A 25922-nucleotide genomic window follows, 5' to 3' on the forward strand; every position below is an offset into this window, starting at 1 on the left:
GCCCCTGTTAAAATATCCACAGGAAATCTTAAGGATTATTAAAGAAATTTATAAAGAGAAACCGTGGGTTGGATAAACCACACATGTTTGCCCCCCTGTCGATCGATTTTTTAATGACCATCTTTAGTACTTATCTTCAGGCTTTTAGTGGAAGAAAGTAAACTCGCGAAGAGAAGTCAACGAAATTGGTTTTTCCAGAAGATTGACTATATCAAAAGTATATTGTATCAAGCCATAGGATTTTTTCCGCAATTCTTCATACAAGTGTAACGCCGGCCTTCAGTGCTTCGGTATATTTGTCTTTATTGAATTTATAAAGAAATGGCGCTCTGTGAGGGCCTATGTTTCTCTTTTCATTTAATTTAGTGATAAGTTCCAGAAAAAGCAGCTTTTGAGGAAAGTTCCTTATATGAAGCTCTCTGCCGAGAATGGTTTCATAAACGGCATGTATTTCAGTCAACGCAAATTTTTCAGGCAGCAATTTTTCCACAATAGGATGATAATACAATTGAGACCGCAGCGTTTGCAATGCATCCCTGACCATTTGGTCATGATCAAACATAAGCGGAGGAATTTTATCAATATCATACCACTCACATGAAGTGGACATAAACCCCGGACGGGGCTCCACTAAAGAAAAATCTGTAATTGCATAATAGCCGATGGAAATTGTCTGGTCCTTTAGCCAGCTTGATTTTATTTTCTTAAAAGGCCGTTTTTTTGAGAACTGATCTAAGTCAAATTCGTCCCATTTAATGCGCCCCGGGTCACCGAACGTTTTGTATTGCTGCAAGTACAGCCCCGTGATAGATGTCTTTTCTTCGACAATTCTGTTAGCAGCTTCATCTAATGTTTCGGTGCGTTTAATATATCCTCCGGGCAGGCAATTGCCATCCATTCCCTCTATATCAGATAGCAAAATTTTTAACCGGTGATCATGATAGCCGAAAATCACGCAATCAATAGATACATTTGGAATATATGTCTTATATCCATTCTCAACAAAATCTTTAAGCGCTGTTTCTTCCCAGTTTTCCATATCCGCAAAGGTAAATATTAATTTCTATTTGCTAAATTTTGGAAAATAGAAATTAATATTTACTATTGTCTAGATTTTAGTAAATAGAAAATTTGAATTATGAAAACATCAAGAAGAGAATTTTTAAAGACTACATCGATGGGGCTCGCCGCCATGGGAATGGCCTCGGCATTACCATCCTTTCTCACAGCGGGAGAAATAAAAAAGGAGATGCCCTTTAAGCTGGCTTTATCGCAGTTTTCTCTGGCAAGTCAGTATTGGTCGAAAAAAATAGATCCCCTTGATTTTGCACAGAAATCCGCTTCCTCATTTGGCATAACAGGTTTGGATTATTGTGCGATTTTTTTTCAGGACAAAGCAAAAGACTTAAATTACCTGAACGAACTAAAAAAGCGTTCGGCGGATAATGGCTGCTACAATCTCCGCATTATGGTTGACGGCGAAGGGGTTTTAGGAAGCTTAGACAAAGAAGTAAGAAAGAAAGCAGTGGAAAGCCACTATAAATGGATTGATGCAGCTGCAACAATTGGCTGCCCGATGATACGTGTTAATGCCGAAGGCAACGGGGACCCGGCTGAAGTAAAAAAGGCCGCCATCGAAAGCCTGAACGGCCTGATTGATTATGGAAGGAAATCCAATATAGATGTGATCGTTGAAAATCACGTCGGTTTGACCTGTAACGGAGGCTGGCTTGCAGACTTAATGAAGGAGATAAATAATCCGCATTGCGGCACACTTGCGGACTTTGGAAATTTCTGTATAAAAAGAACAATGCCAGCAACAAATGACCTTTCAGGATGGATGAACACAAAATGCATCGATGAGTATGATCGCTATAAAGGCATCGGCGAGCTGATGCCTTTTGCGAAAGGCGTTCATGCGAAGACGCATTTGTTCGATGCAAACGGAAATGATACTGAAACCGATTTTGCGAGGATGTTCAAGATCATAACCGATTCCGGTTTCAATGGCTGGGTCAGCATTGAATATGAGGGCGGTTTATATAATATGTACCAGAAAGGCAATAAATATTTAGGAGATGATGCCGGCGTACTTGCCACCAAACGGCTGATTGAGAAAGTTGTAAACAAATAGCATATTAAAAAAATGATGTCAATGACCACGACAATTCCGACAAAGCCACAGGCAGGCCAGCGGATAACAATGCGGGGTTGTTACTGATAAACACCAAATAATTTTCAGACATTATGGGAGAGATCGAAATAAAGAAATCAGGAGAGGTACACGACGTTGTGGTGATTGGCTCGGGCGCAGGAGGTGGTATGATGGCTTATGTTTTAGCAAATGCCGGGTTAAAAGTGCTGATGCTGGAAGCAGGGCCATTTTTCGACCCGAGGAAAGATTCAATGCAGCTAAAATGGCCATATGAGTCCCTTAGAAGGGGCGGCAATGCAACGCGCGCTCTGGGTGATTTCGACGCTGCCTATGGCGGGTGGGAAATTGAAGGTGAGCCGTATACTCAGGTTGGCGACACGAAATTCGATTGGTTTCGTGCAAAAATGCTGGGGGGCAGGACAAATCACTGGGGGCGTATTTCGCTGCGTATGGGGCCAAAAGATTTCAAATGCCGTGATGCCTATGGCGTTGGCGATAACTGGCCAATCACTTATGAAGAGATCAAACCTTATTATGATAAAATTGACCGTTTGATTGGTGTGTATGGAACGAATGAGGGGCTGGAAAATGATCCTGACGGAATCTTTCTTCCTGCACCTGCGCCGCGACTGAACGAATTGTTCGTAAAGAAGGCTCTGAAAAGTTCCGGTATTAATGTTATCCCCGGCCGGGGTTCGGTATTAACCGCGCCGCTTCCCGGCAATAAAGATCGTGGTCAATGTTTTTATTGCGGTCAATGCGGCAGGTCATGTAAAGTGTATGGTGATTTTTCTGCATCATCCTGTTTAGTAATTCCTGCAATAAATACGGGGAATCTTAATGTTATTACAAATGCAGTAGTCAGAGAGATCATAACCGATAAAAACGGTTTGGCAACCGGTGTATCTTATGTGAGTAAAGGTGATATGCAGGAATATCAGGTGAATGCCAAAACAGTCGTTCTTGCTGCCGGCACTTGCGAAAGTGCGCGCATCTTACTCAATTCAAAATCGGCACAGCATCCGAATGGTTTAAGCAACAGCAGCAATGTAGTTGGAAGATATTTGCATGATTCAACACAAACCGGCGGATTAATCATGCTTCCCCAATTAATGAACAGGCCAAAATTTAACGAAGATGGAGTTGGCAGTCTGCACTTGTACGCGCCCTGGTGGGCAGATAAACAAAAACTTGATTTTCCCCGGGGTTATCATCTTGAGATTTTTGGCGGTCTGATGATGCCGGGCTACGGCGGGTATTTCGGTTTTGAGGGTTCCTTTGTCCCGATGATGAATGGTTATGTACCCGATGCGGCAGGTAAGATAAAACCCGGCGGTGGTTTTGGCAAATCCTTAAAAGATGACTACAGAAGTTTTTACGGAACGCTTGCGGGCTTTGGCTGCCATGGCGTAGACGTAGCTAAAGAAACGAATTACTGTGAAATTGATCCCGGTGTAGTAGACAAGTTTGGCATACCTGTTTTACGATTCAATTATAAATGGGGCACTGATGAAATTAAACAGGCAAAACATATGCATGAAACAATGAGTTCCGTGTTCAAACAAATGGACGGAATTCCCCTGGTCGGCGCTGCAAATGAGGCCAACAACTGGGGGCTTGCAAATCCTGGCAAGGGCATTCATGAGGTGGGTGCCGTAAGAATGGGTGAAGATCCAAAAAGATCTGCTGTAAACGGATATGGCCAGTCACATGATTGCAAAAACTTATTTGTAACAGATGGTTCAATATTCACACAGCAATCAGAAAAAAACCCTACCTGGACGATCCTTGCCCTTGCAATGCGTTCAGCCGAATTTATTCTTGATCAGAAGAAGAAACAAAACATTTAAATATGAACAGACGAGAAAGCTTAAAAGTCATGAGCATTGCAGCGGCGTCCACTACATTACTGAACGCATGTAAACCTGCGATGAAGCCGGACACCCAAATTGCGCCCGATACAACCGGACGGCAATCATTTGAGGCGGAGCGGGATAAAAGACTGCAAAAAGAAATTTTTTTTGATGCCCATGAAATGGCCACCATCACCGTATTGGTAGATATTATAATTCCACGGGACGAGAGAAGCGGGAGTGCAACTGATGCGAAAGTTCCGGAGTTTATCGAATTTATTGCAAAAGATGAACCGGAGCATCAGTTGCCATTGCGCGGCGGATTAAAATGGCTCGACCTGAAATGCCTTAACAAATACGGCTGTGGATTTAAAGCGTGTTCCCATGGACAGCAAACAGAAATGGTAACAGCCATCGCTTTTCCCTCAACAGCCACTTCTGAGATGCAGCCCGGTGTAGCGTTCTTCAATAAATTAAGGGATTTAACGGCAATTGGTTTTTTTACCAGCAAAATGGGCATTGATGACCTGGGATATAAGGGGAACTCCCCAAATCAATGGAAAGGTGTGCCGCACGAAGTGCTTGTGCGGTATGGCTTAGAAAATGTGTAGTTTAAAATGTCGCATCCCCATCCAGGGCCAAATTAAAACCGAACAAAAGATCAAAAATTTCAATTATGAAACTTAGAAAAATCGCTTTATTAATCTCTGCGCTTGCTCCACTGCTTGGCAGCGCTCAAACGAGGCCCACTAATCAACGACTTTCGGATACTGCAGGCTTTGAACCTGAAAATTTATTGGTTCAAATCCGCGATTAAACGCAAATCAGAAAGGAAATGGTTCGATATATGTATGTCTTTGAAGATCGTGTCTCAGTTAAGTGACCTGTACTCATTCGGAGTAAAACCAGTACTCTTTTTGAATGCCCTTGTGAAATGATGCGGATACTTAAAACCCAAATCATAAGCTATTTCACTTATTGACCTGCTGGTGTCTAAAATGCGATCTTTAGCCATATCCATTACCTTCAGATGTATATATTCCATTGCCGTTTTACCAGTTTCCTTCTTAACCATATCGCCGAAATAATTAGGCGATAAATGCAATTGGTCGGCACAATAACTAACTGCAGGTAAACCTATGGTTTGTGGTTTATCCGAATGGAAATAGTTTTTTAACAGGCTCTCAAATTTTTCAATATTACTGCGATTGATATCACCACGGGTAATGAATTGCCGCTCGTAGAAACGCACACAGTAATTGAGAAACAATTCAATATTAGCGGCAATAATGGTTTTACTATGATTGTCCATTCTTTGTTCAAGCTCATATTTAATCTTCTCAAAGCAATCCAGCACGATCTTTCTTTCCTTCTCTGACAGGTGCAACGCCTCGCGCGATTGATAGGAAAAGAAAGTATAGTCGTCAATATGTTTACCCAAATGCGTACCATGTATCAGGTCAGGGTGAAAAAGCAAGGCATAACCCTGCGGTTGGTAGTCTTTGTTGATGTTGACATTAATGATCTGACCGGGTGCGACAAATACTAAAGTTCTGTCCTGGTAATCATAGGTACCCCGTCCATATTTAATATCCCCACATTGCACATCTTTCAGGTATACAGCATAAAACCCAAAGTTCATTTTTGAGGCATAAATCTCGGGAGCCGTACCCGTAAAATCGATTATGCTCACCAATGGATGTAGGCTTTCCTGGTGGTAAAATTTATCATGTTCACTTACAGTATCTATCCTTAGTATATTTTCCATCACTTCTTAATTTTGAACTGACTCAAATTTAAAAGTATTTCCCGCCGGATTCTATTCTTATGGCCGAACCTGTAAAAATGGTAGGTAAACCTGTATTGTGTGTTAGCATTATTTCTTCCAAGCACCTGACCTTTGTATTACAAAAATAAAACAACGATCATGAAAATAATGGAAGGTAGAGTAGCATTGGTTACGGGTGCAGCATCAGGTTTAGGATTGGCAACCGCAAAGGCATTTGCAGAAGCCGGGGCAGCTGTAGCAATGGCTGATTGGAATGAAGAAGCAGTTAAGGCAGCGGCGGAAAAGCTGGCAACAGATGGACACAAAACCCTCACTATAAAATGTGATGTATCTGATGACAAACAGGTAGAAGAAATGGTGAATAAGACGGTTGCCGAATTTGGACGATTGGATTACGCGTATAACAATGCTGGCGTACAAAACGAACTTGCAGAAGCAGCAGATCAAACCAGGGAAGACTTTGACAAAGTTACCAGTATTAATTATCGGGGTGTTTGGATCTGTATGAAATATGAATTGCAGCAAATGCGCAGGCAAGGCAGCGGTGCGATAGTAAACTGCTCTTCAATTGGTGGCATCCGGGCGGGTGCGCAGCGCGGTGTTTATCATGGCGCTAAGCATGGCGTGATCGGATTAACTGTAAGCGCTGCTGTTGAATATGCCGGACGCGGTATCCGAATCAACAGCGTTAGTCCAGGGCTTTTTCAAACTGCAATGTCGGATCAGATGATTGCCAATGGCCAGAAAGACGCATTGGATGGCATGCTGGCAATGGTACCAGCCGGGCGTTTAGGTCGCCCTGAAGAAATTGCCAGTGCTGTGCTGTTCCTATGCAGTGATGCCGCGAGTATGGTGGTCGGTCACAACCTGGTTGTAGATGGCGGTATTACTCTATAATAAATACGATTAATCACATTCTTATGAAAAGAATAGTCATCATAGCTATTGTTTCCATTTTTCTGTTTCATCTGGACAGCCGGGCACAAAATACTCCTTCAGGGCCTATTATTTTCTCAAAATCCACTAAGGCAACCGCCAACTTCACGGGCACAGTATGGGTAAAAACGCTGGTATCCCTTGATAGTACCTTTCATTGCGTTGTAGGTACAGTAACATTTGAGCCGGGTGCCCGCAGCTATTGGCATACGCATAATGCCGGGCAGATATTGCTGGTGACTGATGGTACAGGATATACACAGCAAAAGGGTAAGCCGATAAGAGTCGTTCATAAAGGCGATACTATCATTTGCCCGCCAAACGTGGAGCACTGGCATGGTGCTGCGCCAGGCAGTTCAATGACGCATATTTCAATCATTCCGAACGCTGATAGAGGCGTAGTTAACTGGTTAAGGCCGGTGACCGATCAGGAATACAATGGCCAAAAAGTTAATAATTAAAACTAAACCGATGAAACGCTTATTGTTAATCACACTGATATTTATTTTTACCTGTTTTCACACAGGCGTAAAAGCACAAAACAAAATGCAACGCAATCAAAAATTAGATATTAAACAGCAAAGCATAGTCTACATATCGGCATTGACCGCTACCGGCGATATCGAACAACTGAAAACTCGGCTTAATAAGGGACTGGATAATGACCTAACTATTAATGAGATCAAAGAAATACTGGTACAACTTTACGCTTATTGCGGCTTCCCGCGAAGTTTGAATGGCATTAACACGTTTATGGCCGTTATGGAAGAGCGTAAAGCTAAAGGCATAACCGATGCGGAAGGTAAGGCCGCATCGCCGGCCAACGATCCCGATAAATATCAAACCGGGAAAAAGACCCTGCAAACACTGACTGGACGTGAAGAAAAAAATCTCACAGGTGCCAATGCATTCGCCCCGGCGATCGATACTTTCCTAAAAGAACATTTATTCGCGGATATATTCAACCGGGATGTTCTGACTTTCAAAGAGCGGGAACTTATAACTGTATCGGCTTTGGCTGCTATGAACGGTGTCGCCTCACAATTACAGGCGCACATTTTTATCGGTATGAACACAGGGCTCACTGAACCACAGTTGTCAGAGGCTTTTCGGATCATCGATCAAATCGTGGGTATAAGCCAGGGTGATAATGCAAGGTCAACACTGGAAAAAGTAATAGCAGCAAAAAAACAATAATCTTATCGGATATGAAAGCAAGGCATTTATTTCAAACATTATTTTTCTCCATTATTATGGTTACAATATTCTCGAACGAAGTCTTCGGACAGCAGGATCATAGGAAAATCCGGATTGCGAAAATAGAAATATACCCTGCTTTCCTTGAGGAGTACAAAGCGGCACTTGCTGAGCACGCTAAAGCGGCCGTGCAGGTTGAACGCGGCGTATTGGCTTTGCAGGCGGTTTACGATAAGGCGTATCCCACACAGGTGACGGTATTTGAAGTTTATGCCAGTGATAGCGCTTACCAGGCACATTTAAAAACGCCGCATTTTCTGAAATATAAAACCGGGACACAAAAAATGGTAAAATCATTGGAACTGGTCGAAGTAGAGCCTATCGCGTTGGAAATTAAACCGGAATTGATTAGGGACAAAAAGTAATAAATCATGAGTACATCAAATAAAAAATTTACTTCCAACGAATTAAATCATATCGACAAAGCCAACGATTTGAAAATTTCGCCTTTCCGGGAAGACGACGTAACATATGGTACACCTACATGGATCTGGGAAGTGGTAGTAGAAGGCGATTTATATGTACGTGCGTATAACGGAGCCTCATCGCGCTGGTACCAGTCGGCCATAAAACAAAGAGCCGGACGGATTCATGCTGCGGGTATGATAAAAGAAGTAGCGTTTGAGCCCATTGAAGGAAATGATATCAACGCGCAAATTGACAAGGCTTACAAAAAAAAATACAGTAATAGCCCGTACACGGCGCATATGATCGGCAGCCGCGCAAAATCCGCAACAGTGAAGATCACACTGAAAGATGTCTAAATAAATCGTTACGTTATCGATAGGGCCACAATGTAAAATTCTCAAAATTTCAAACTAAAAAACCTTTATAAAATGCAAGAGCAACAAGACACAGCACCAGAAGGATTCGGCCCGGTTGCTGCCCAATACTTCACAGGCACTGCCTGGTTAAAAATGCGGGTAGTGCCCGATGAAATTACCAATTGCGGTATTGGCGAGGTAATCTTCGAACCTGGTTGCAGAAATAACTGGCATACGCATCCCAGTAACCAGATCCTGATCGTTACACAAGGCGTGGGTTATTACCAGGAAGAAGGTTCACCTATTCGTGAAATCAAAGTTGGCGATGTTGTTAACGTATTGCCCGGCATCAAGCACTGGCATGGAGCAACACCAAATGGCAGATTTACACATTATGCAGTAAGTATTAACACTGAAAAAGGAATAGTAGATTGGCTGGAACCTGTAACTGACGAACAATATTTCAGTTTTAAATAAACCCGGGATACCATATATTCATGTTAAGATAGTAGGTAAAACCGAAGAAGAAAAGCAAAACTGGCTGAGTCCATTGCCCCTGCGGTGATAGATTCAATTGGTGTAAATGAAGCTAATAGTACAGTCTGTATTGAAGAATTGAAAAAGTTGATCGGGTTACGTTTACAAACTCGGCATCTCGCTCACTGGGATTTGTTATATAAAAAGCTGAGATATGATCCTCTGAACTGATTTTAAATATTCAATTGGAGGTTTGGTTCATGTATGTTGATGATAAAGCTTTAATCATTGATGAAATGGTTCGGGAAACAATGGCTGAAGACGGCATGTTGGTACACTTTTAGCACCGTAGTGAAAGATGATTAGGATTAATGTGAGTTCGGCGAAAGACAATACTATGTTTTGATATGCACTAATTATCCCTTTTTGAAGCAGAGCACAGCCCGCATAAAGTGTTACCATGATCAAATAGACCAACAGGATCCAGATGATCAATGCCAGGTCAAGGCTTGCAAACACCTCTTTGTGATTTTTGACATATCCCAGGTATTCTACGGTGATACCTTCAGGGCAATTTGATATTCGCGGCCTTTGCGTTGATCTCGTCTGCAAGGGTACCTTTCGGCCTTCCAGCAACGTTGGCATTAACTGTATCGATCCTAAGCGGTCGATTCTTTGCAATACGCTTTCGCCTAAACCTTCATTTACTACCGCAAACTCAAAGCGAAGGTTTCGCCGTTGCTGTTTGTAAATATCAGGTTGCGCCGTCGGATAATTATTGCCTGTTGTATATAGACTGCGAGTTTAACAGCATGCAGTAATCCGTTATCCAATTACCCGACACATCTACATATAATATATTCGGATGGTTACGCGTATCGATCATGCCCTTGCTTATCCAGTTATTTACATTGTCGGTCAATACCTGATTACCGGTAAGGGCGAGCTCAATAATACTTTTATTATTTTTTACCGTATTTAATAATAGTTTAGCTCCATCTAATAGTGGATTGGATTTCGGCGACTGAAAATCATTGCAGATGAAAGCGGCCTCCTGTCCGGCCTCTGTCAGTTGCCAATCGAGGCGAATGAGGTCGTTGTTGTAAAGTGAATCTTTTAAAGCAATAAGGAAGGATTGCTGTGCGGCGAGCAGGTTGCCAAGATTGTTGCTTGCTGCATAGGCTCTCTTATAATTGATGAGTGCAGCACTTTGGCGGGTGAGGGTATTAAGGAGGATGCTTTTCTCAGGGAAAGTATAATTTTCAAAGGTTACCAACACTTTTCCGGACAACGCGTTAAGAGTGATGTCCTTCAGGCTCTTGCCGTTTCCGTCGAACAAAAGGTCCTTACCCAGCCAATGCACAATAGAATCGGCCTGCTGTGCGATGGGTATATGTTTGTCGCAGAAATGGCAGAAACTCAGAATAACAAATTCCCGGTTATTCTCTTTCAGAAACCGTTTGACCGATTGTAAAGCACTGGACAGTTGTTCACCATAACCGCCTGCAATGGCATCTTCCATACAGTCTGCTGGCGCATGTTTGGTATATAATTTACCCTGAAATATATCTAATCTAAGATCAAACATGCGGATCCCTGACCGGAGCTGTCCATTGATATCATGTTGCTGTGTAAGTGTATTGCATTCGTTTATAATGCCTATATCTTTGCCACCGGCAGCCTTAAGGACTGACATTCCAGCATCATGCGATCCGGGAATAACAATATCTTTTAAAGTATAGCTACCCTTTTGCGGTAAAAGGAAATCGCTTATCCAATGGGCCGGATTATAAAGGCTAAAAGAACCCAGCAGGAATTGTTTGCCTTGTTCACTGGCACCGATATGGAAATTCCCATTTTCATCCCTGTCTACCACAGGGGCCTCGGTCGTATTTTCTAAATACGGCAGTTGCGCGTGTTCATCATGCAATGCCCCGCGATTGATAATGCCATAACACCATTTATTTTCTTTATCACTTCGTCTCCATAACAACAATTGACTGTCAGGATCATTTAAGGGGATAACGTCAGCTACCTGGGATACGTCCGTAGAGATGATGGTGCCGGATGGCTTTCCTGTGGCCTGGTCATTCATGTTTAAACTGGCATAAAGCAGGTTTTTATGTTTTTGCACTTTCCAGAAAACTTTGAGGGTTTCTGTCCCTGCTGATATTGCAGAACAGTATTCTATATGCCTGGAATCAGGGATATCAAAACTTTTATCTAAAAGAAGTGCTTTGTCCGTACCTTCGTGAACCACCAGAATACTGGCATTTTTCCTACCGGCATCGGTTACTGACAGGATGATCCGGCCATCGGTTCCGGTGGCGGATAATATTTTCAAAGACCGGGAATTAGGTAAAACAGCAGGCTTCCCGGTTTGACCGCCGGATAGTATCGCATAGCAGATATCGCCCTTTTCGTCATTCCATAAAAGATACAGCTTTTTTGCTGTATGACAAAATACGGGCCGACCGGTTGCCCCACCCATCACAACAGATGGCTGCATGGTTCCGGTAGCAAGATCATACCAGGCGATATGAATCTCCCCGGAAGTGCCTGCTTCTTGCCACGTAAAGCAGACTTTTTGATCCAGCCTTGCTATCCTGACAGGATTATTACCTGCTACCGGATCAATTTTTAACGGCGCAGTGAAATAAATTCCCTGCGCCATACAATAAGTAAAAGGCAATAGAAGCAAATAGGTACATAAAAATTGTTTAATCATGATATGCCAAAATTTTATTTAGAATGTAAAAACTTTTTCTGCCGGGGAGTAGGCGAATAATATATGCCAGCTATTATTCGCCTGAAAAAATATCAGGACCGTGTTTATGCCTCAATCCGCATCAAAAAAGTAAGTTTTTTTATAGATTAAAAATATAACCCAACAGCAAGCCCGCTGAAAAATATTTAGCCGTAGTTGTACGTATATTACCTTGCAACTGGTTATCTTCATTGGGCGTATCAAAGTTCAGGGGCTGTACAAAGCTGTTTGTTGCACCGTATGACAGTAATAAACCTGCATGCAGGTTTCCTTTCCTGCGTCTTACATTGAACCCAAATTGACCGTGATAGGTATTCCAGTTAGTAATATTGGGATGGTGCCCGTTAAACTCGCTATTAACAGTGACGCCATTATCGTCATAGTTAAAGTCTGTTCTTAGTGACGCATAGCCTACCAGAACCGGCGTTAATTCACGCTTTATGCCAATACTAAAATTGGTAACAGATTTCCGCTGCTCGTTGAATTGCATCAATTCATTAGTCAAACTATTATTTGCCTCGGTACTGGGCCGAACGAAGGTCGTATTTTGAGGACTGACAATATTGTATCGCCCTACTTTGGCAAAATATTCTCCTGTTACAAAGATCTCGCCTTGCCCGAAATCCAATCCATAACCCAGTGCGATGCTGAACGGATCCTTGTACAGCACCGGCAACCCGGTTTGCCGGCCGTTGCCAAGGACATTTAATAAGAGTGCTGTGCCTGGTACCGGGTGCAGATCATTTATAATCAGGTCATTGGTAATGGTAGCATTCCCTTTTATATTAACGCGGGGTGTACTAATCAGTAAGCCCAGGTGATGCGGTCCGTTTTCATAAGAAGTACCAAACTTAAACTGTAGCCCTACGTTCCAATAGCTGATCTGGTAACTACTCTCCACATTCGTCATGGGCAATAGGTTTTGCGTATCAGTACTATTGATCAGAGCCCGGGAACTGTATTGTTCCAAATAATCCTGGCTTCTTAATTGCGCCTCAGCTATAATACCAATAGCCCAATTATCATTGAGTTTTATTCCTAAGCTACCGCTTCCCAGGGTATTGCTTACATTATTATGGGCAGTATATTGCCCAACAAAATCTTCATCACCGGGGCTGTAAGAATCATCAAGCACATTCATTTTTTTGTCTTGTCGCTGGGTAACCTTATAATTGCTTACCGGGTCATGTACCAATGAATAACCGAGGGTAATGGTCTTTTTGCCTTTTAAAAAAATATTGCCGGACACCATTACGGGGATGATCTGCAGTCCGGACGATTTTAAATTTTCCCCTGCACCCACGCCATCCCTGATATTGTATGAGTTCAGCTGGTATAAGCTGGTGGAAATACTCACAGAATTCTTGGGATGGAGCGCTGTCAGCGCCGGATTGTAATAATACAATCCACTGTCCCTGTCATTAACAATTGTAGCTCCAGGGGTCAGCAGCCCCCCTGGGCCGAAACTTGAATGCCAGTAATTAGCATCCTGAGCAAATAGCCTCGCATGAGGAAAGGCAGTCAAAAAACAAATAAGGCTGCAAAAGAAGATAGGGTTAAAACGTATCATAGGCATTGATTTTGCAATTCTCAGTACAGGTATCCATGTAACATTTTTTATCTTCGATGGATTATTAAAATCAATTTTAAAAAAAAATACCGGGATTAACTTAAAGTTACAAAATATTAAAAAAAAGTATAATAATATAGTGCGACTATAATATTACGGTGCAACTGAACAATGTGAAGCTATTGACCAACAGATTCCGAACCCGCAATTCAATCAATCTGAAACACTTTGGCCAGGTTTATTGATTGATTCTCAATACATATTCTCTGATCTATATTATACAACTAAACGAACCTCCGGCATGGAATAGGGTGATCAAGCCTCCCGGAATATCCAACAGTAATAGTTGAGCCGCCGTGCTTAATATCGGTCATGCAAATTAAATATCTGATAGTGAGCAACGTTACTATTCATTCTTTCTGTTTTTATAGGCCTCCGGAATGATTGATAAAATATCCTCCAAGTGTAGCAACAAAGGTACTTGATCCCCGCAAGACGAAATGTTGTAAACATTTCTCTTTGAATGCCAACAGAGCTCCGACCGTAACGTTTTGGCGGCGATATGCTACAAAAAAGCCCGCCGTTTTTCAACGGCAGACCTATCATAGGTACAGGTAGGGTGTTATTTTGTTGTGGGCGGGCAAAGTTGCATAAAGGTTACTATGCTGCTGGCTTCGTATGATTGTATGTCGCCGGTAGGGCAGGCTACTGCGTAATTACGGTAGGTGAGGTTGCGGGTAGCGTCGCGGTTTTTCCAGCCGGTATTTACGTTGTTTTGGATCCAGCTTAAATACTGGTTTTGGCCTGCCTCGGTTATCAGCTGCATTACGTACTGAGCAAATATAGCTTTGAGCACGCCCTGCTCGTTAAAGTCGCCTTCGGCGGGTAGTATACCGTTGGTACACAGGTTGTTTTTTACATAGTCGGTATACAGTTTGGCGTCGCTCAGGTAGGTGGCATCATTGCTTTGCTTGTATAATGCCAGCGCAGCGCCTATGGCTGTCCCGGAGTTATAGGTATAATCCTGGCCGCCGGCGGGGTTGTTACCAATCTTGTTATCGTTTACTTTACCCGATGCATCAACCATGTTGGTTTTGCTCCAGGCGTATATGGATTTGGCTTTGTCAAGGTAACTGGCGTCACCGGTAATGGTATATAGGCGCATGGCCGCAATTACAGTGGGGAAGTTGATACAGGAGTTTTTACCGCTGTGCTTAAAATCCCAAAACATGCCGCCATCCACAGGGTCGTATGAACCCGCCCAAACATGATCAAACCCTTCTTTGGCTTTTTGCAGGTAGGTGGCGTTGCCGGTAATCTGGTTGGCACGTGCCAGGGCCATTACCCACCACATCATATCGTCGTAAATAAACCATACCGCCTGGTTGCTCCAGTTGTAACCATCATAATGGTTATAGTTGCCCTGGTAAATATCGCCAATCATGGTTAGCTGCGTTGAGGCTTTGGTACGCAGGTAAACATTCATGGCCATATCCCAATAAATGGCCTGTGTCCATATAGCGGCCACGCCATCCTTTTTGGTAGTGCCGTAATACAGCTTGTTAGCCGAATCATAAAACGCGCTGTTAAAGGTGTTATAGGCCAGGTCGGCATCGCCTGCCGTAAAGTCCTGGTCAACTGGTTTTACTACGGCTGTTTTGGCGGGTGTGGAATCTTTTTCCTTGCTGCAGCTAACTAAGCCGGTGAAGATACTTAATGCTAAAAAACAGGTTAACTTTTTCATAGTGATGTTTTTAAATGGAACATTGCCCAAAGGCAGCATGGGGACTTGTTTAAAAGCAGCAACGGGTTTTCCGCTGCTGCTATTGTTATCCGGCCTGTATTACCAGCCCGGGTTTTGTACTAATTTTTTATCTGTATCCACATCCTGCTGCGGAATAGGGAAAAAGTAATGCCGTTTGCTAAAAACACGGGTTTCAAACGCAACCACCTTCAAAAAGTCGGGCAGGTCGGCATTGATATTGAGGCCGTAAATCGGCCCGTTATCGGTTTGCTCGGCAATTTTCCAGCGGCGTACGTCAAAAAAACGCACGTTTTCAAAGGCTAGCTCAACGCGGCGCTCTTTGCGGATGGCGGTACGCATAGCCGATTGATCGGCTGGTATAGGCAAATCAGCCGATCCGTAAACCGGTACGCCGGCCCTGTCGCGGATGAGGTTCAGGTATTTAAGAATATCAGGATCGCCGGGCGCTGCCTCGTTTAAGGCCTCTACATAATCCATATAAATATTGGCTAAGCGTAGCAACATGAGTGTGCGGCCACCCACATTCCAGTTGCCCAAGCCCTGCATTTTACGCACGATATAGCCGGTTGGCGAGTAATCGTTACCACCGGTTGCTTTGCCCGAGTTGCCATGATTGTATAACTGGGTGGTTATAAGCCCTGTGTTGGTATCCAGCCAGGTGCTGCCGTTATAGGTAATATCCACATAAAAACGCGGCTCGCGGTTTACCCATTGATTGTAAATACCCGCTTTGGTGTACTTGGTATCGGTAGTTGAGTTGCCGGTACTTACATAGCCCGAGCCGGCATCGGTAATGCTTTTGCCATTAGCCATAAAAAAGGCGTCAACAATGTTTTGGGTAGCGCCCAAACCACCAGAACCACGAACTTCTGAAGCGTAGCCGTTGTGATAAGGTGTCATTTCATATTGACGTGAGTTTAGCGAGTTATTGGCCCTGGCCAGGATAACCTCTTTGTTCCAGTCGGTTAACCAGATGTCACGGCATGACAGGTAAGGGTCATAATTGCCATTTGCATCGTTTTTGCGGAATAAGTCATACACGGTAGGTACCAGTTGAGTAATGAAATCTTTGTAAGCATCTGAAGCTGTTTTCCACTTGGCTGCATCATAAGATTGGCTGATGAGTTGCTTGCCATCGGCGTTTTTCATAGCTGATTCATCGGTGTTGCCATTGTATAGCGGGCTTGCATCCATCAACAAAGTTTGCGCCCTGAAAGCCAATGCAATCCCTTTTGTGATACGGCCGTAATTGCTGTCATTTGACGGCACAGCGGGCAACTGATCGGCGGCGGCCTTTAACTCGGTTGATACATAGTTTGTACACTCATCAAATGAACTGCGGGGCAATTGCACATCGCTAAAAGCCGCATCTGGCGGTATCACCTCGTCTCCCAGTAATACTACCGGCCCGTAAAGGCGCATCAGGTAGTAGTAAAACATTCCGCGCAGGGCCTGTGCTTCTGCTTTGTATTGGGTTTTAAGGGCTGGCGCCATATCCTGCACTTTATCAACATTGGCTATAAAAAACGTAGCCGAACGGATGCCCTTGTAAAAGTTTGTCCAGTATGATGATACAAAACCGCTGTTGGCGTCCCAGTTACCAATATTTACATCATTTGATGAAACAAAGCCCCAGTCGTAGTCGGCTTCATCAGATGCGCCTGTCCATAAACCGGCGTTGCGCGATCCGCCGGGAAAGCGCTGTCCAAATTCGTCGGGAATGTTGCTATATACATTGGCCAGGAATTTTTCGGCACTGGCGCGGCTGTTAAAGGTTTCATCTAATGATAACCTGTCGTTTGGTACCTGGTCTAAATACTTTTTACATGAAGTAGTAGCCGTTAATACCAATATTGCTGCAAATAAAAATATCTTTTTCATAATGATGAATTGCTATTGGTTAAAATTTCAGGTTAAGGCCTAATGAAATGGTTTTAACACTTGGATACTTGGCGCCGTCGGCACGTCCGTTCTGATCGGTGTTAAGCTCCGGGTCCCATAATTTAAATTTGCTGAAGGTGAGCAGGTTGTAACCTATAAGGTATAACCTGGCGCCTTTTACATGAAATTTATTAAATAAGCCCGCAGGCAGGTTATAACCCAGTTCGGCGGTTTTTAACCGGATAAAGCTTACATCCTTAACCCACCACGAACTGGCTTGTGAGTTGTTGAAGTTTTCGCTGTCGCCATAAGCCAAACGGGGATAAAATACATTCTGACTTGGGTTTTGTGGTGTCCAGCGGTCAACAGCGTTGTTATAAACGTTGGTTTCGCCGCCATCGCCATTAAAAGGGATAATTCCGGCACCGCCCAGCATGATATCGGCATTAGCAATACCCTGGAAAAACGCACCTACGTAAAAGCCTTTATACTCCACATTTACGCCAAAACCATAAACAGTTGATGGTACATCGCCGTTACCAATTTTTGTTTGGTCATAGGCATTTATCAAGCCATCGCCATTTAAATCCTTGTATTTAATATCGCCTGGCAATACTTTTGATTTATCGCCCGGTACGGCGCTGGCATCAATTTCGGCCTGATCTTTAAATAAGCCAACTGCCTGGTAGCCGTATCGCGCCAGGATAGGTTGGCCACGATGATCGAGCCATGGATACGTTTGGGTTGGCCTGTCATCCTCAATCACTACAGCCTTGTTATAGGTAAATGTACCGCGCAGGCCTACGTTCACTTTGCCAAAATGGGCATTGTAGTCAAGTGTAGCATCAATACCTTTATTATCTACTACACCAAGGTTTCCCTCGGGCTGACTAACCAGACCTACAAAGCCTGGTACCGATTGCCTTTGCAGAAATATGCCGGTGCGGTGTTCCTTAAAAAGATCGACAATTAATGACAGGTTATCATGCAATGTTCTTACTTCCATGCCCAGATCCTGCTTGTGCGATTTTGCCCAGCTTACGCTTACACCATAATCGGTTACGTTAATGCCGTTTGAGTTTTCAAAACCTTTGCCGAAAGTGTATCCGCCGTTGTTTACATCGGTTAATTCGGATACTATGGTCAGGTAGCCAAACCTGCGGCCGGCACCTAAATCATCGCTGCCCACAAAGCCGTCAGAATAACGAAACTTCAGGAATGTAAGTGCATCCTTAACAGGGGCGAAAAACTTTTCGTTAGATACAACCCAACCTGCGCCAAACGACGGGAAAAATCCGTAGCGCCTTTTGGGGTCGAAGTTTTCGGAGCCATTATAGCCAAAATTGGCTTCAAAAAAGTACCGCTCGTCAAAAGAGTAAGTTCCACGGCCGGCTAAACTCAGGTAACGGTGCGGTATTGATGATGTAAAATCACCTGCAAATGCATCTACACCATCTTGGGCGTTTCCTAATGCGAGGCCGGTAATGTGGTGTTTGCCAAAGCTACGGTCGTAATTAATGGCGGCCTCGGTATATGATTGCCTTCGGCCCCCGTTGTTGCGGTTATAACTAAGATAGTTACCGCTACCAGTATAAGTGCGCACCAGGTTAAGTGAGCCATCGGCATTATAGGGATTGTTGCTATCTGGAAAAAAAGTATCTTCCCGCTTAGATCTGTTGATGCTATGATCGCTGTAATTATCAAATGAAAACATAGCGGTAGCACTCAACCCTTTTGTTAAAAACTTTAAATCCTGGGTAATGCGCAGGTTAGTTTGTATGGTGTTATTAAAGTCGGTGTTATATCCGCGGCGGGTTAAATCGGCATAGGGATTTCGGAACCCGCCATTTGCAGATTTGCCCGGAATAAAGCCACCCGGGTAGGAGATAGGGTACTCGACCGGCGGAACCGAAAGCGCGTTAACAAAAATATCCTGCGTTGAAAGCGCAGGGCCGTTTGATTGGGCTGCGTATCCCTGAACACCAAGATCGAGTTTGGTGGTACTGCTTATTTTAAGGTTTAGGTTGGTTGTAAAATTATAGCGCGTATAGGTAACATCCGAGTTATATTGCGCAAGCTGGTCTGTTTTAAGAAAGCCGCCTTCGTTGTAATAACCAACAGAAACATAGTATTGTGCATTATCAACACCACCGCTGGCATTAAAGTTGGCGCGGCGGTTGTGGCCCAGCTTGTTAAAAGTTGCATCAAGCCAATCAACATTTGGGTACAGTAACGGATCGGTGTTGTTAGCAGTTTTGTCAATATAATCCTGGGTATATTTAGGTGCCTGGCCCCGGGTGGTTAATGCTTCATTTACCAGGTTCATGTAGGTTACGCCATCGGCCAATTTGGGGCGGCGTGTAAATGTGGTTACCCCTTCGTTATAATCTAAATAAATCTGGGCCTTACCAACCTTGCCGCGCTTGGTTTGTACCAGTACTACGCCATTAGCGCCGCGCACGCCGTATACTGCCGTGCTCGATGCATCTTTTAATATCGTGAACGACGAAATATCCTGCGGGTCGATGTTGTTAATGCTGCGTTCCACACCATCAACCAATACCAGTGGATTTGATGAGCCGCCCCCGAAAGTGGCTATACCACGAATCCAGATGTCGGCCACATCTTTGCCTGGTTCGCCCGAGCGTTGTACGCCAACAACACCCGAAATTCTGCCTGCCAGGGCCGAAGTGATGTTTGATGTTGGCAGTTTTAATTCCTCGATATTTACTGTTGATTGAGCGCCGATAAGACTTACCTTTTTTTGCACGCCATAACCAACTACGGCAACTTCATTCAAAATATTACCGGCCTCTTTCATTTTAACGTTGATAGTAGTTTGGGCGCCAACAGGGATTTCGGCGTTTTCGAAGCCCACGAAGGTGAAAATTAATATCGAAGCGGAAGAGGGGACAGATATGGTGTACTTGCCATTAACATCTGTTGATGTTGCCGAATAGGTGCCTTTTATGGTAACTGTAACACCGGGTAATGCCACGCCCTTATCATCGGTAACTAACCCGGTTACCAAAAGTGCCTGGCTTTCTTTTGCACTTTCTTCCTGGGTTTTTCTTTTAACTACAATGGTATTGCCATCAATAACATAGGTTAAACGTTTACCGGCAAGGCAAACAGAAAGTGCATCCTGGATGGAGGCGTTGCGCAGGTTTACGCTGACAGAAGGCGACTGCTGAATGATTTCTGCATCGCACAGAATGTTAAACTTGGTTTGCTTTTGTATTTCGCGAAACACTTCCTCGAGCGAAACATTTTTTTGCGACAGGCTTATTCGCTGGCCATAGCTTTTTGCGCTAACCTGCAATAAAAATCCTATCATTATAACTAAAGTTAGCTTCATTATTAGCAATATCTTAGTATAGATGCCGCTTGGTTTACGGCATAAATAATGAGGAAAAAAATTCATAATTTTGAATAGTTTGGGTTTATAACTGAATATGGTTTGTCAAGATTTATATAAGGGTAACCCGGGCTATTGCCAACAGGCATTTAATTGTCCAGGAGTGTTGCAACCACTTCTGGATTTTTTTGCACTGTAATAAAATAGCGGGTTTTAATCCCTGGCAGGCGTGTATAACTATTTCATCACCGTGATCCTCCTTCCTTCAATTGTAAAGTGAGCAACTCCTGTTAATTCAATCACTTTTAGCACTTCAGATACATTATCAAATTTTGATACCGTACCCCATATTGCTTTTTTTGGAGCGTTGTCCTGGTAAACAATATCAACATTGTACCACCTGGATACTTTTCTTAAAATACTCTGGATATCCTCGCTGGCAAACATAAAATTGCCGTTTTTCCATGCTATGGCCTCATCAACATCCGCTTTGGCTACGCGAAAATTGCCAGCTTGTTTATTAAAGCTTCCTTGCTGCCCGGGTTCCAGCATTACCTGCCCGCTGTTACTGGTTAGCTTAACCGAGCCTTCCAATAGTGTGGTTTTCTGGGCATCTTCATCGTCATAGGCATTCACGTTAAAATGGGTGCCTAATACTTCAACCTGCACCTTGCTGGTCATCACTTTAAATGGCATCGCTTTGTTTTTGGCAACTTCAAAGTAGGCTTCGCCGGTTAGCTCCACATCGCGTTCGGTACCTGTAAATGCTGTAGGGAATTTTAATGACGAGGCGGCGTTTAGCCAAACCGCTGTTCCGTCGGGAAGGATAACCTGGTATTCGCCACCCCTTGGAGTGGATACTGTATTGTACTGAACAGGGGCATTGCCTGCATCTGCTGCCTTGTAGGAAAGCAAACCGTTGTTTATTTTATTGATGGTGGTTTGGCCTTGTTTGGTTATCAGACCGTTTTTGGCCTGGTTCAGAATAATTGTTTGGCCGTTGGCCAGGGTGAGTACGGCCTTGTTGCTGCCCGGTGCTACATCATTTTTAAACCTTTCCTTGCGCGAAGCCAATTGGAAGTTATGCTGTTTTGGCTTATATAAAAACAACCCCGCCGTAAGTAATAAAATAGCCGCCGCCGCAACCGAGATCCACGTTTTAAACGGATATGATTTGGGTTGTTGTTCCCGGCTGATATTGGCCTCCAGCTTTTGCCACACATTATTGCTGATTACCGGATCGATAGGCCGGGGTTCATTTATTTCTTTATTGAAACTGGTTTGCAAATTTTTAAGCAATAAGCGGCCTGCCTCATCTTTTTTGAGGTGATTGAACAGTTCTTCTGCTTCGGCAGCAGTACATTCATTCAATAAATACTTATTCAGCAGGAGCTGATAGTTCTTTTTAGGATTCATAATCGTTTGTATATATCCTAAAGGCTGATGGTCGGGGGGGTATAGACAAAAATATTTTTTTTGCAATTCCCATGCGATGGTGCAACCTTTTGCTAAATGTATGCGTCACATAATATCATGTGTATTATTATGTAATTTGGTATATAATAATACGCTTATAGAGCTGTTTTATACAGTTACATACTACTGCCGAATGAAAAATAATTAATAGTCCTGAATTATATGGAAGATCATATTTGGATGCTTGTTACCAAAAAAATGGCAAATGAGGCTACTGGGGAGGAGTTAGGTGAATTAGAAAGTTTGCTTAAGCAAAATCCAATTGCTTATAATTCATTGAAATTGCTTTTTGATTGGTGGGATAATGAGGATGAGCCGGCCGAAGACAATACCCATTTGCAGTTTAAGAAGATATTAGAACGTATAAGTTATAAAAAGTAAAAAATGCAGTACAATTACCACCTGCTACTTGTTCATCAATTCGATAATTAACAAACTGAATACGATATCTGCATTTTGCCTGAAATATTTTTTAATACTTTTCATTGCGGCCATCATATGCTCTTTAACGGTATGTTTACTGATGCCCAGTATTTGTGCGGCTTCATCGTAAGTCTTACCTTCCTGGCGGCAAAGGTTAAATACTTTTTTGCATTGCGGCGGCAGCTGTTCAACTGCGCCGCCAAGTAGCCCGGCATATTCGTTCCATTGCAAATCGGCTTCGCTTTCTATGGCCTGTTCTTCAATAATGCTTATTACTTTGGCCCTTAGCTCTGTTTCTGCCGCAATTTTTTTAATCAGTTTAAATACCTGGTTCCGGGTTATTTTGTACAGGTAACCGGCTATACCATATTCGGGCTTTAGCTGTTCCCGAATTTCCCATAGTTTCAAAAAAACATCGTGGATTACATCTTCGGCCAGCTCGGGCATTTTCAAAAACCTTAAGGCGTAATAATACAATTGGCTATGGTACTTGTCATATATTTGCTTATAAGCATCTACATCGCCGCCCATAAGGCGCTCGCAAAGCACAATGTCATTAACAGTCATTTAAATAGGCAATTGGATGATGGTAATACAATTATCGCTCAAAAAAATTGGTTTATGCAAAAAACTTTTCTGAAAAGGTGTTTAGCTACATCCGCATGCGTGTTGATGGAAGGCCCGCCGGCATGGGGTACAGCACTGCAGTGGCAACCCGACAACGCAGCATCTTTTTGAAGCCGATGAGGGTTTAGGTGAAATTCATCGCACGCCTATATAAATTTAAAACGAGGCTGTATCATAAATCAAAATGACCGTCTGAGAATCGCCTGTACGAAAAAGATACCCGAATAAATCACACAAAAAAGAGGCTGGTCATGATTTATGATACAGCCTCATTTTAAAAAGGAGAATTCGTGAAATTCGAATAAATCCGAGAGATTCGTGTGTTACTATTTAAGAAACAACAGCTCCCTAAACTTAGGCAATGGCCACATGCCATCGTCTACCAGCTGCTCCAGCTTATCAACCCGGTAGCGGATAGGGGCAAAAAATGATTTCACCTTCTCATCATAGTCAATGGCGCGCTGGCGAATGTCTTCTACCGCGTTTGCTGTTTTACGTGCATCAACCATTTGGTCAACATTGGTTTTAATGAAGTTTACGTGTTCGGCAATTTTTGTGATTATATCAAGCTGGGCCTCATAGGTTGATGCCGGAAGACCTAAATCTTTTAAGCCTTTTACATTGTTTATCAGTTTGGTTTGATAAGCTATTGCAGCAGGGATAATAACATTTTGCACTAGTTCGCCCATTACGCGGGCTTCTATCTGTAACTTTTTATAAAAGCTATCTAAAAGTATTTCATGACGGGCGTGTGCCTCACGGGGAGTAAAAACACCGGTTTCGGCAAACAGGATCTCAGCCTTTTCGGCCAAAAATGCGTCCAGCGCTTTTGGCGTGGTTTTAATATTGGCCAAACCGCGCCTTTCGGCTTCTTTTTCCCACTCCTCGCTGTACCCATTGCCTTCAAAACGGATGTTTTTTGATTCTTTGATGTATTTTTTAATAACGATCAAGAGTGCAAGATCTTTCTTTTCACCCTTTTTAATCAGTTTATCTACATCGTATTTGAATTTCCTGAGCTGCTCGGCCACAATCAGATTAAGGATTGTCATCGGGCTGGCCGAATTGGCCGATGAGCCTACTGCCCTTAATTCAAATTTATTACCGGTAAATGCAAAAGGCGAAGTACGGTTACGGTCGGTATTATCGGGCAGTATCTGCGGAATTTTCGGAATGCCCTGCCATAACAGGTTATCCTCTTTTATTTTTTTGCTGATGCGCGAAGTTTCTATCTCATCCAACACATCGTTTAGCTGGCTGCCCAGGAAAATAGATATAATAGCCGGAGGGGCCTCATTCGCACCCAGGCGATGGTCATTGTTAACTGACGCTATGGATGCCCTTAACAAGTCGGCATGTTCATGAACTGCTTTGATTGTATTTACAAAAAAGGCAAGGAACATCAGGTTGTTTTTAGGCGTTTTGCCCGGTGACAACAGGTTTTTTCCCGTATTGGTTATCAACGACCAGTTATTGTGCTTGCCAGATCCGTTTATGCCGGCGTATGGTTTTTCATGCAGTAATACTTTAAAGTTATGACGGCGGGCCACACGGTCCATCAAATCCATCAGCAGTTGGTTATGGTCAATGGCCAGGTTTATTTCCTCATATATAGGGGCGCATTCAAATTGCGATGGCGCAACCTCATTGTGACGCGTTTTTAATGGTATACCTAACAATAAGGCCTCGGCCTCCATATCCTGCATGTAAGCGTACACCCGCTCCGGTATCGAGCCAAAGTAATGATCTTCTAACTGCTGGTTTTTGGCAGATATATGGCCAAAAAGCGTGCGACCTGTTAAATAAAGGTCGGGACGTGCATTAAATAAGGCAATATCAACTAAAAAGTATTCCTGCTCCAATCCTAACGACGCATTTACCTTCTCGATACCTTTGTCAAAGTAATGGCAAACGTCAACCGCCGCTTTATCAAGCACACTTAATGCCTTTAATAAAGGTACCTTATAATCCAATGCCTCGCCGGTATAGGAAACAAATACAGTAGGTATACATAAGGTACGCGCCATTAAAAAGGCGGGTGAGGACGGGTCCCATGCGGTATAACCGCGGGCTTCAAAGGTATTACGGATGCCACCGCTCGGGAAGCTGGAAGCATCAGGCTCCTGTTGCGATAAAGCATCACCGCTAAAGCGCTCAATAGCGCCGCCATCGGCTGTCGATTCAAAAAAAGCATCGTGCTTTTCGGCAGTTGTGCCGGTAAGCGGCTGAAACCAGTGTGTATAGTGGGTAGCCCCTTTGCCCAAAGCCCATGATTTCATGGCCGAGGCTATTTGTTCGGCCAGGTCGCGGGGGATGGCTTCACCTTTTTCTATGGAATTAACGATACCCTGGTACGCTTCAGTAGAAAGGTATTCCTTCATTTTCTTTTTATCGAAAACATTGGCGCCAAAATAATCTGAAATTTTGGCGGCAGGCGGTTTAACTTCGGGGATGGTCCTGTTCAGAACGTCCTGAAGCGCTTTAAATCGAATGTTAGGCATTTTTATATATAGGTTTATATACGGTTTTAAATAAAGACAAATTCAAAAATAGAACTATCCTTTAAAATATTCATCAAAATTTAATGAAATAAAATGATTTGAGCTGATATCCGGCCATATAAATGCAAAGTCTTTTGAAAGTTAAATAGATATTTTGGAAGCAGATGGAGTTAAAATTTGCTTTTTACGCTATTTTTTTTAATTTTTTTTACAAAAACAGATGTTTTTTGGCGTTTTATGCTGTGAAATGACTTTTTTGTATTTGTAAATCTATTTTATCGGTATTTATGGCTTTTTGTAATTTGAAATTCGTTAAAAATTAA

21 protein-coding genes are annotated in these 25922 nt (G+C 43.2%); 11 read left to right on the forward strand and 10 right to left on the reverse strand.

Features of this window, described 5'->3' with window-relative positions:
* Positions 1–256: 256 nt before the first annotated feature.
* Positions 257–1039: an NUDIX hydrolase gene (locus BMX56_RS13770; protein WP_090648634.1), complete on the reverse strand. Its 783-nt coding sequence runs from the start codon at positions 1037–1039 to the stop codon at positions 257–259.
* Positions 1040–1138: 99 nt separating this feature from the next.
* Here BMX56_RS13770 and BMX56_RS13775 point away from each other — a divergent pair, with 99 nt between their 5' ends.
* The 4 genes from BMX56_RS13775 to BMX56_RS30175 all read left to right on the forward strand — a co-directional run bounded on the left by BMX56_RS13775 (position 1139) and on the right by BMX56_RS30175 (position 4825).
* Positions 1139–2134: a sugar phosphate isomerase/epimerase family protein gene (locus tag BMX56_RS13775; RefSeq protein WP_090648637.1), complete on the forward strand. Its 996-nt coding sequence runs from the start codon at positions 1139–1141 to the stop codon at positions 2132–2134.
* 113 nt (positions 2135–2247) lie between these two features.
* Positions 2248–4005: a GMC family oxidoreductase gene (locus BMX56_RS13780; RefSeq protein WP_090648642.1), complete on the forward strand. Its 1758-nt coding sequence runs from the start codon at positions 2248–2250 to the stop codon at positions 4003–4005.
* 2 nt (positions 4006–4007) lie between these two features.
* Complete coding sequence (locus BMX56_RS13785; protein ID WP_090648647.1) at positions 4008–4619, forward strand: gluconate 2-dehydrogenase subunit 3 family protein; 612 nt, start codon at positions 4008–4010, stop codon at positions 4617–4619.
* A gap of 65 nt (positions 4620–4684) precedes the next feature.
* Complete coding sequence (locus BMX56_RS30175) at positions 4685–4825, forward strand: hypothetical protein (RefSeq protein WP_177183808.1); 141 nt, start codon at positions 4685–4687, stop codon at positions 4823–4825.
* Positions 4826–4879: 54 nt separating this feature from the next.
* On the opposite strand, the gene BMX56_RS13790 is transcribed toward BMX56_RS30175, so the two are convergent.
* The gene (locus BMX56_RS13790) at positions 4880–5776 is read right to left on the reverse strand and encodes a helix-turn-helix domain-containing protein (protein WP_090648651.1); all 897 of its coding nucleotides are present in this window, start codon (positions 5774–5776) and stop codon (positions 4880–4882) included.
* A 168-nt stretch (positions 5777–5944) separates the two neighbouring features.
* Here BMX56_RS13790 and BMX56_RS13795 point away from each other — a divergent pair, with 168 nt between their 5' ends.
* The 6 genes from BMX56_RS13795 (at position 5945) to BMX56_RS13820 (ending at position 9231) form a co-directional block, all read left to right on the forward strand.
* Positions 5945–6694, forward strand: a complete 750-nt coding sequence (locus BMX56_RS13795) for a glucose 1-dehydrogenase (RefSeq protein WP_218152415.1) — start codon at positions 5945–5947, stop codon at positions 6692–6694.
* Positions 6695–6717: 23 nt separating this feature from the next.
* On the forward strand, positions 6718–7194 hold the full coding sequence (locus tag BMX56_RS13800; protein WP_090648660.1) for a (R)-mandelonitrile lyase: 477 nt from the start codon (positions 6718–6720) through the stop codon (positions 7192–7194).
* 10 nt (positions 7195–7204) lie between these two features.
* Complete coding sequence (locus BMX56_RS13805; protein ID WP_090649494.1) at positions 7205–7930, forward strand: carboxymuconolactone decarboxylase family protein; 726 nt, start codon at positions 7205–7207, stop codon at positions 7928–7930.
* A gap of 11 nt (positions 7931–7941) precedes the next feature.
* Complete coding sequence (locus BMX56_RS13810) at positions 7942–8355, forward strand: putative quinol monooxygenase (protein ID WP_177183809.1); 414 nt, start codon at positions 7942–7944, stop codon at positions 8353–8355.
* A 6-nt stretch (positions 8356–8361) separates the two neighbouring features.
* Positions 8362–8754: a DUF2255 family protein gene (locus tag BMX56_RS13815; RefSeq protein WP_090648669.1), complete on the forward strand. Its 393-nt coding sequence runs from the start codon at positions 8362–8364 to the stop codon at positions 8752–8754.
* Positions 8755–8826: 72 nt separating this feature from the next.
* Positions 8827–9231: a cupin domain-containing protein gene (locus tag BMX56_RS13820; RefSeq protein ID WP_090648672.1), complete on the forward strand. Its 405-nt coding sequence runs from the start codon at positions 8827–8829 to the stop codon at positions 9229–9231.
* Positions 9232–10006: 775 nt separating this feature from the next.
* On the opposite strand, the gene BMX56_RS13830 is transcribed toward BMX56_RS13820, so the two are convergent.
* The 6 genes from BMX56_RS13830 to BMX56_RS13855 form a co-directional block, all read right to left on the reverse strand.
* Positions 10007–11959 carry a PI-PLC domain-containing protein gene (locus tag BMX56_RS13830; RefSeq protein ID WP_143065441.1) on the reverse strand — a complete coding sequence of 651 codons (1953 nt, stop codon included), beginning with the start codon at positions 11957–11959 and terminating at the stop codon, positions 10007–10009.
* Between the two features lie 139 nt (positions 11960–12098).
* A complete protein-coding gene (locus BMX56_RS13835) occupies positions 12099–13568 on the reverse strand; it encodes a hypothetical protein (RefSeq protein ID WP_143065442.1) in 1470 nt (489 codons plus the stop codon).
* Between the two features lie 622 nt (positions 13569–14190).
* Positions 14191–15312, reverse strand: a complete 1122-nt coding sequence (locus BMX56_RS13840; protein WP_090649499.1) for a glycoside hydrolase family 76 protein — start codon at positions 15310–15312, stop codon at positions 14191–14193.
* 99 nt (positions 15313–15411) lie between these two features.
* Entirely contained in the window at positions 15412–17214 is a 1803-nt protein-coding gene (locus tag BMX56_RS13845) for a RagB/SusD family nutrient uptake outer membrane protein (protein ID WP_177183810.1), read from the reverse strand.
* 19 nt (positions 17215–17233) lie between these two features.
* Positions 17234–20572 (reverse strand): TonB-dependent receptor, encoded by a 3339-nt coding sequence (locus tag BMX56_RS13850; RefSeq protein ID WP_218152416.1) that lies wholly within the window; start codon positions 20570–20572, stop codon positions 17234–17236.
* 237 nt (positions 20573–20809) lie between these two features.
* The gene (locus BMX56_RS13855) at positions 20810–21988 is read right to left on the reverse strand and encodes a FecR family protein (RefSeq protein WP_090648691.1); all 1179 of its coding nucleotides are present in this window, start codon (positions 21986–21988) and stop codon (positions 20810–20812) included.
* A 222-nt stretch (positions 21989–22210) separates the two neighbouring features.
* Between BMX56_RS13855 and BMX56_RS13860 the strand changes: the two genes are divergently transcribed.
* Entirely contained in the window at positions 22211–22429 is a 219-nt protein-coding gene (locus BMX56_RS13860) for a hypothetical protein (protein WP_090648696.1), read from the forward strand.
* A gap of 24 nt (positions 22430–22453) precedes the next feature.
* Here the strand turns inward: BMX56_RS13860 and BMX56_RS13865 are convergent, their stop codons facing one another.
* Positions 22454–23038, reverse strand: a complete 585-nt coding sequence (locus BMX56_RS13865; protein ID WP_090648701.1) for an RNA polymerase sigma factor — start codon at positions 23036–23038, stop codon at positions 22454–22456.
* 386 nt (positions 23039–23424) lie between these two features.
* Entirely contained in the window at positions 23425–25599 is a 2175-nt protein-coding gene (locus BMX56_RS13870; protein ID WP_090648705.1) for a glutamine synthetase III family protein, read from the reverse strand.
* Between the last annotated feature and the right edge of the window lie 323 nt (positions 25600–25922).

It is taken from the genome of Mucilaginibacter sp. OK283, assembly GCF_900110415.1.
Taxonomy (GTDB): domain Bacteria; phylum Bacteroidota; class Bacteroidia; order Sphingobacteriales; family Sphingobacteriaceae; genus Mucilaginibacter.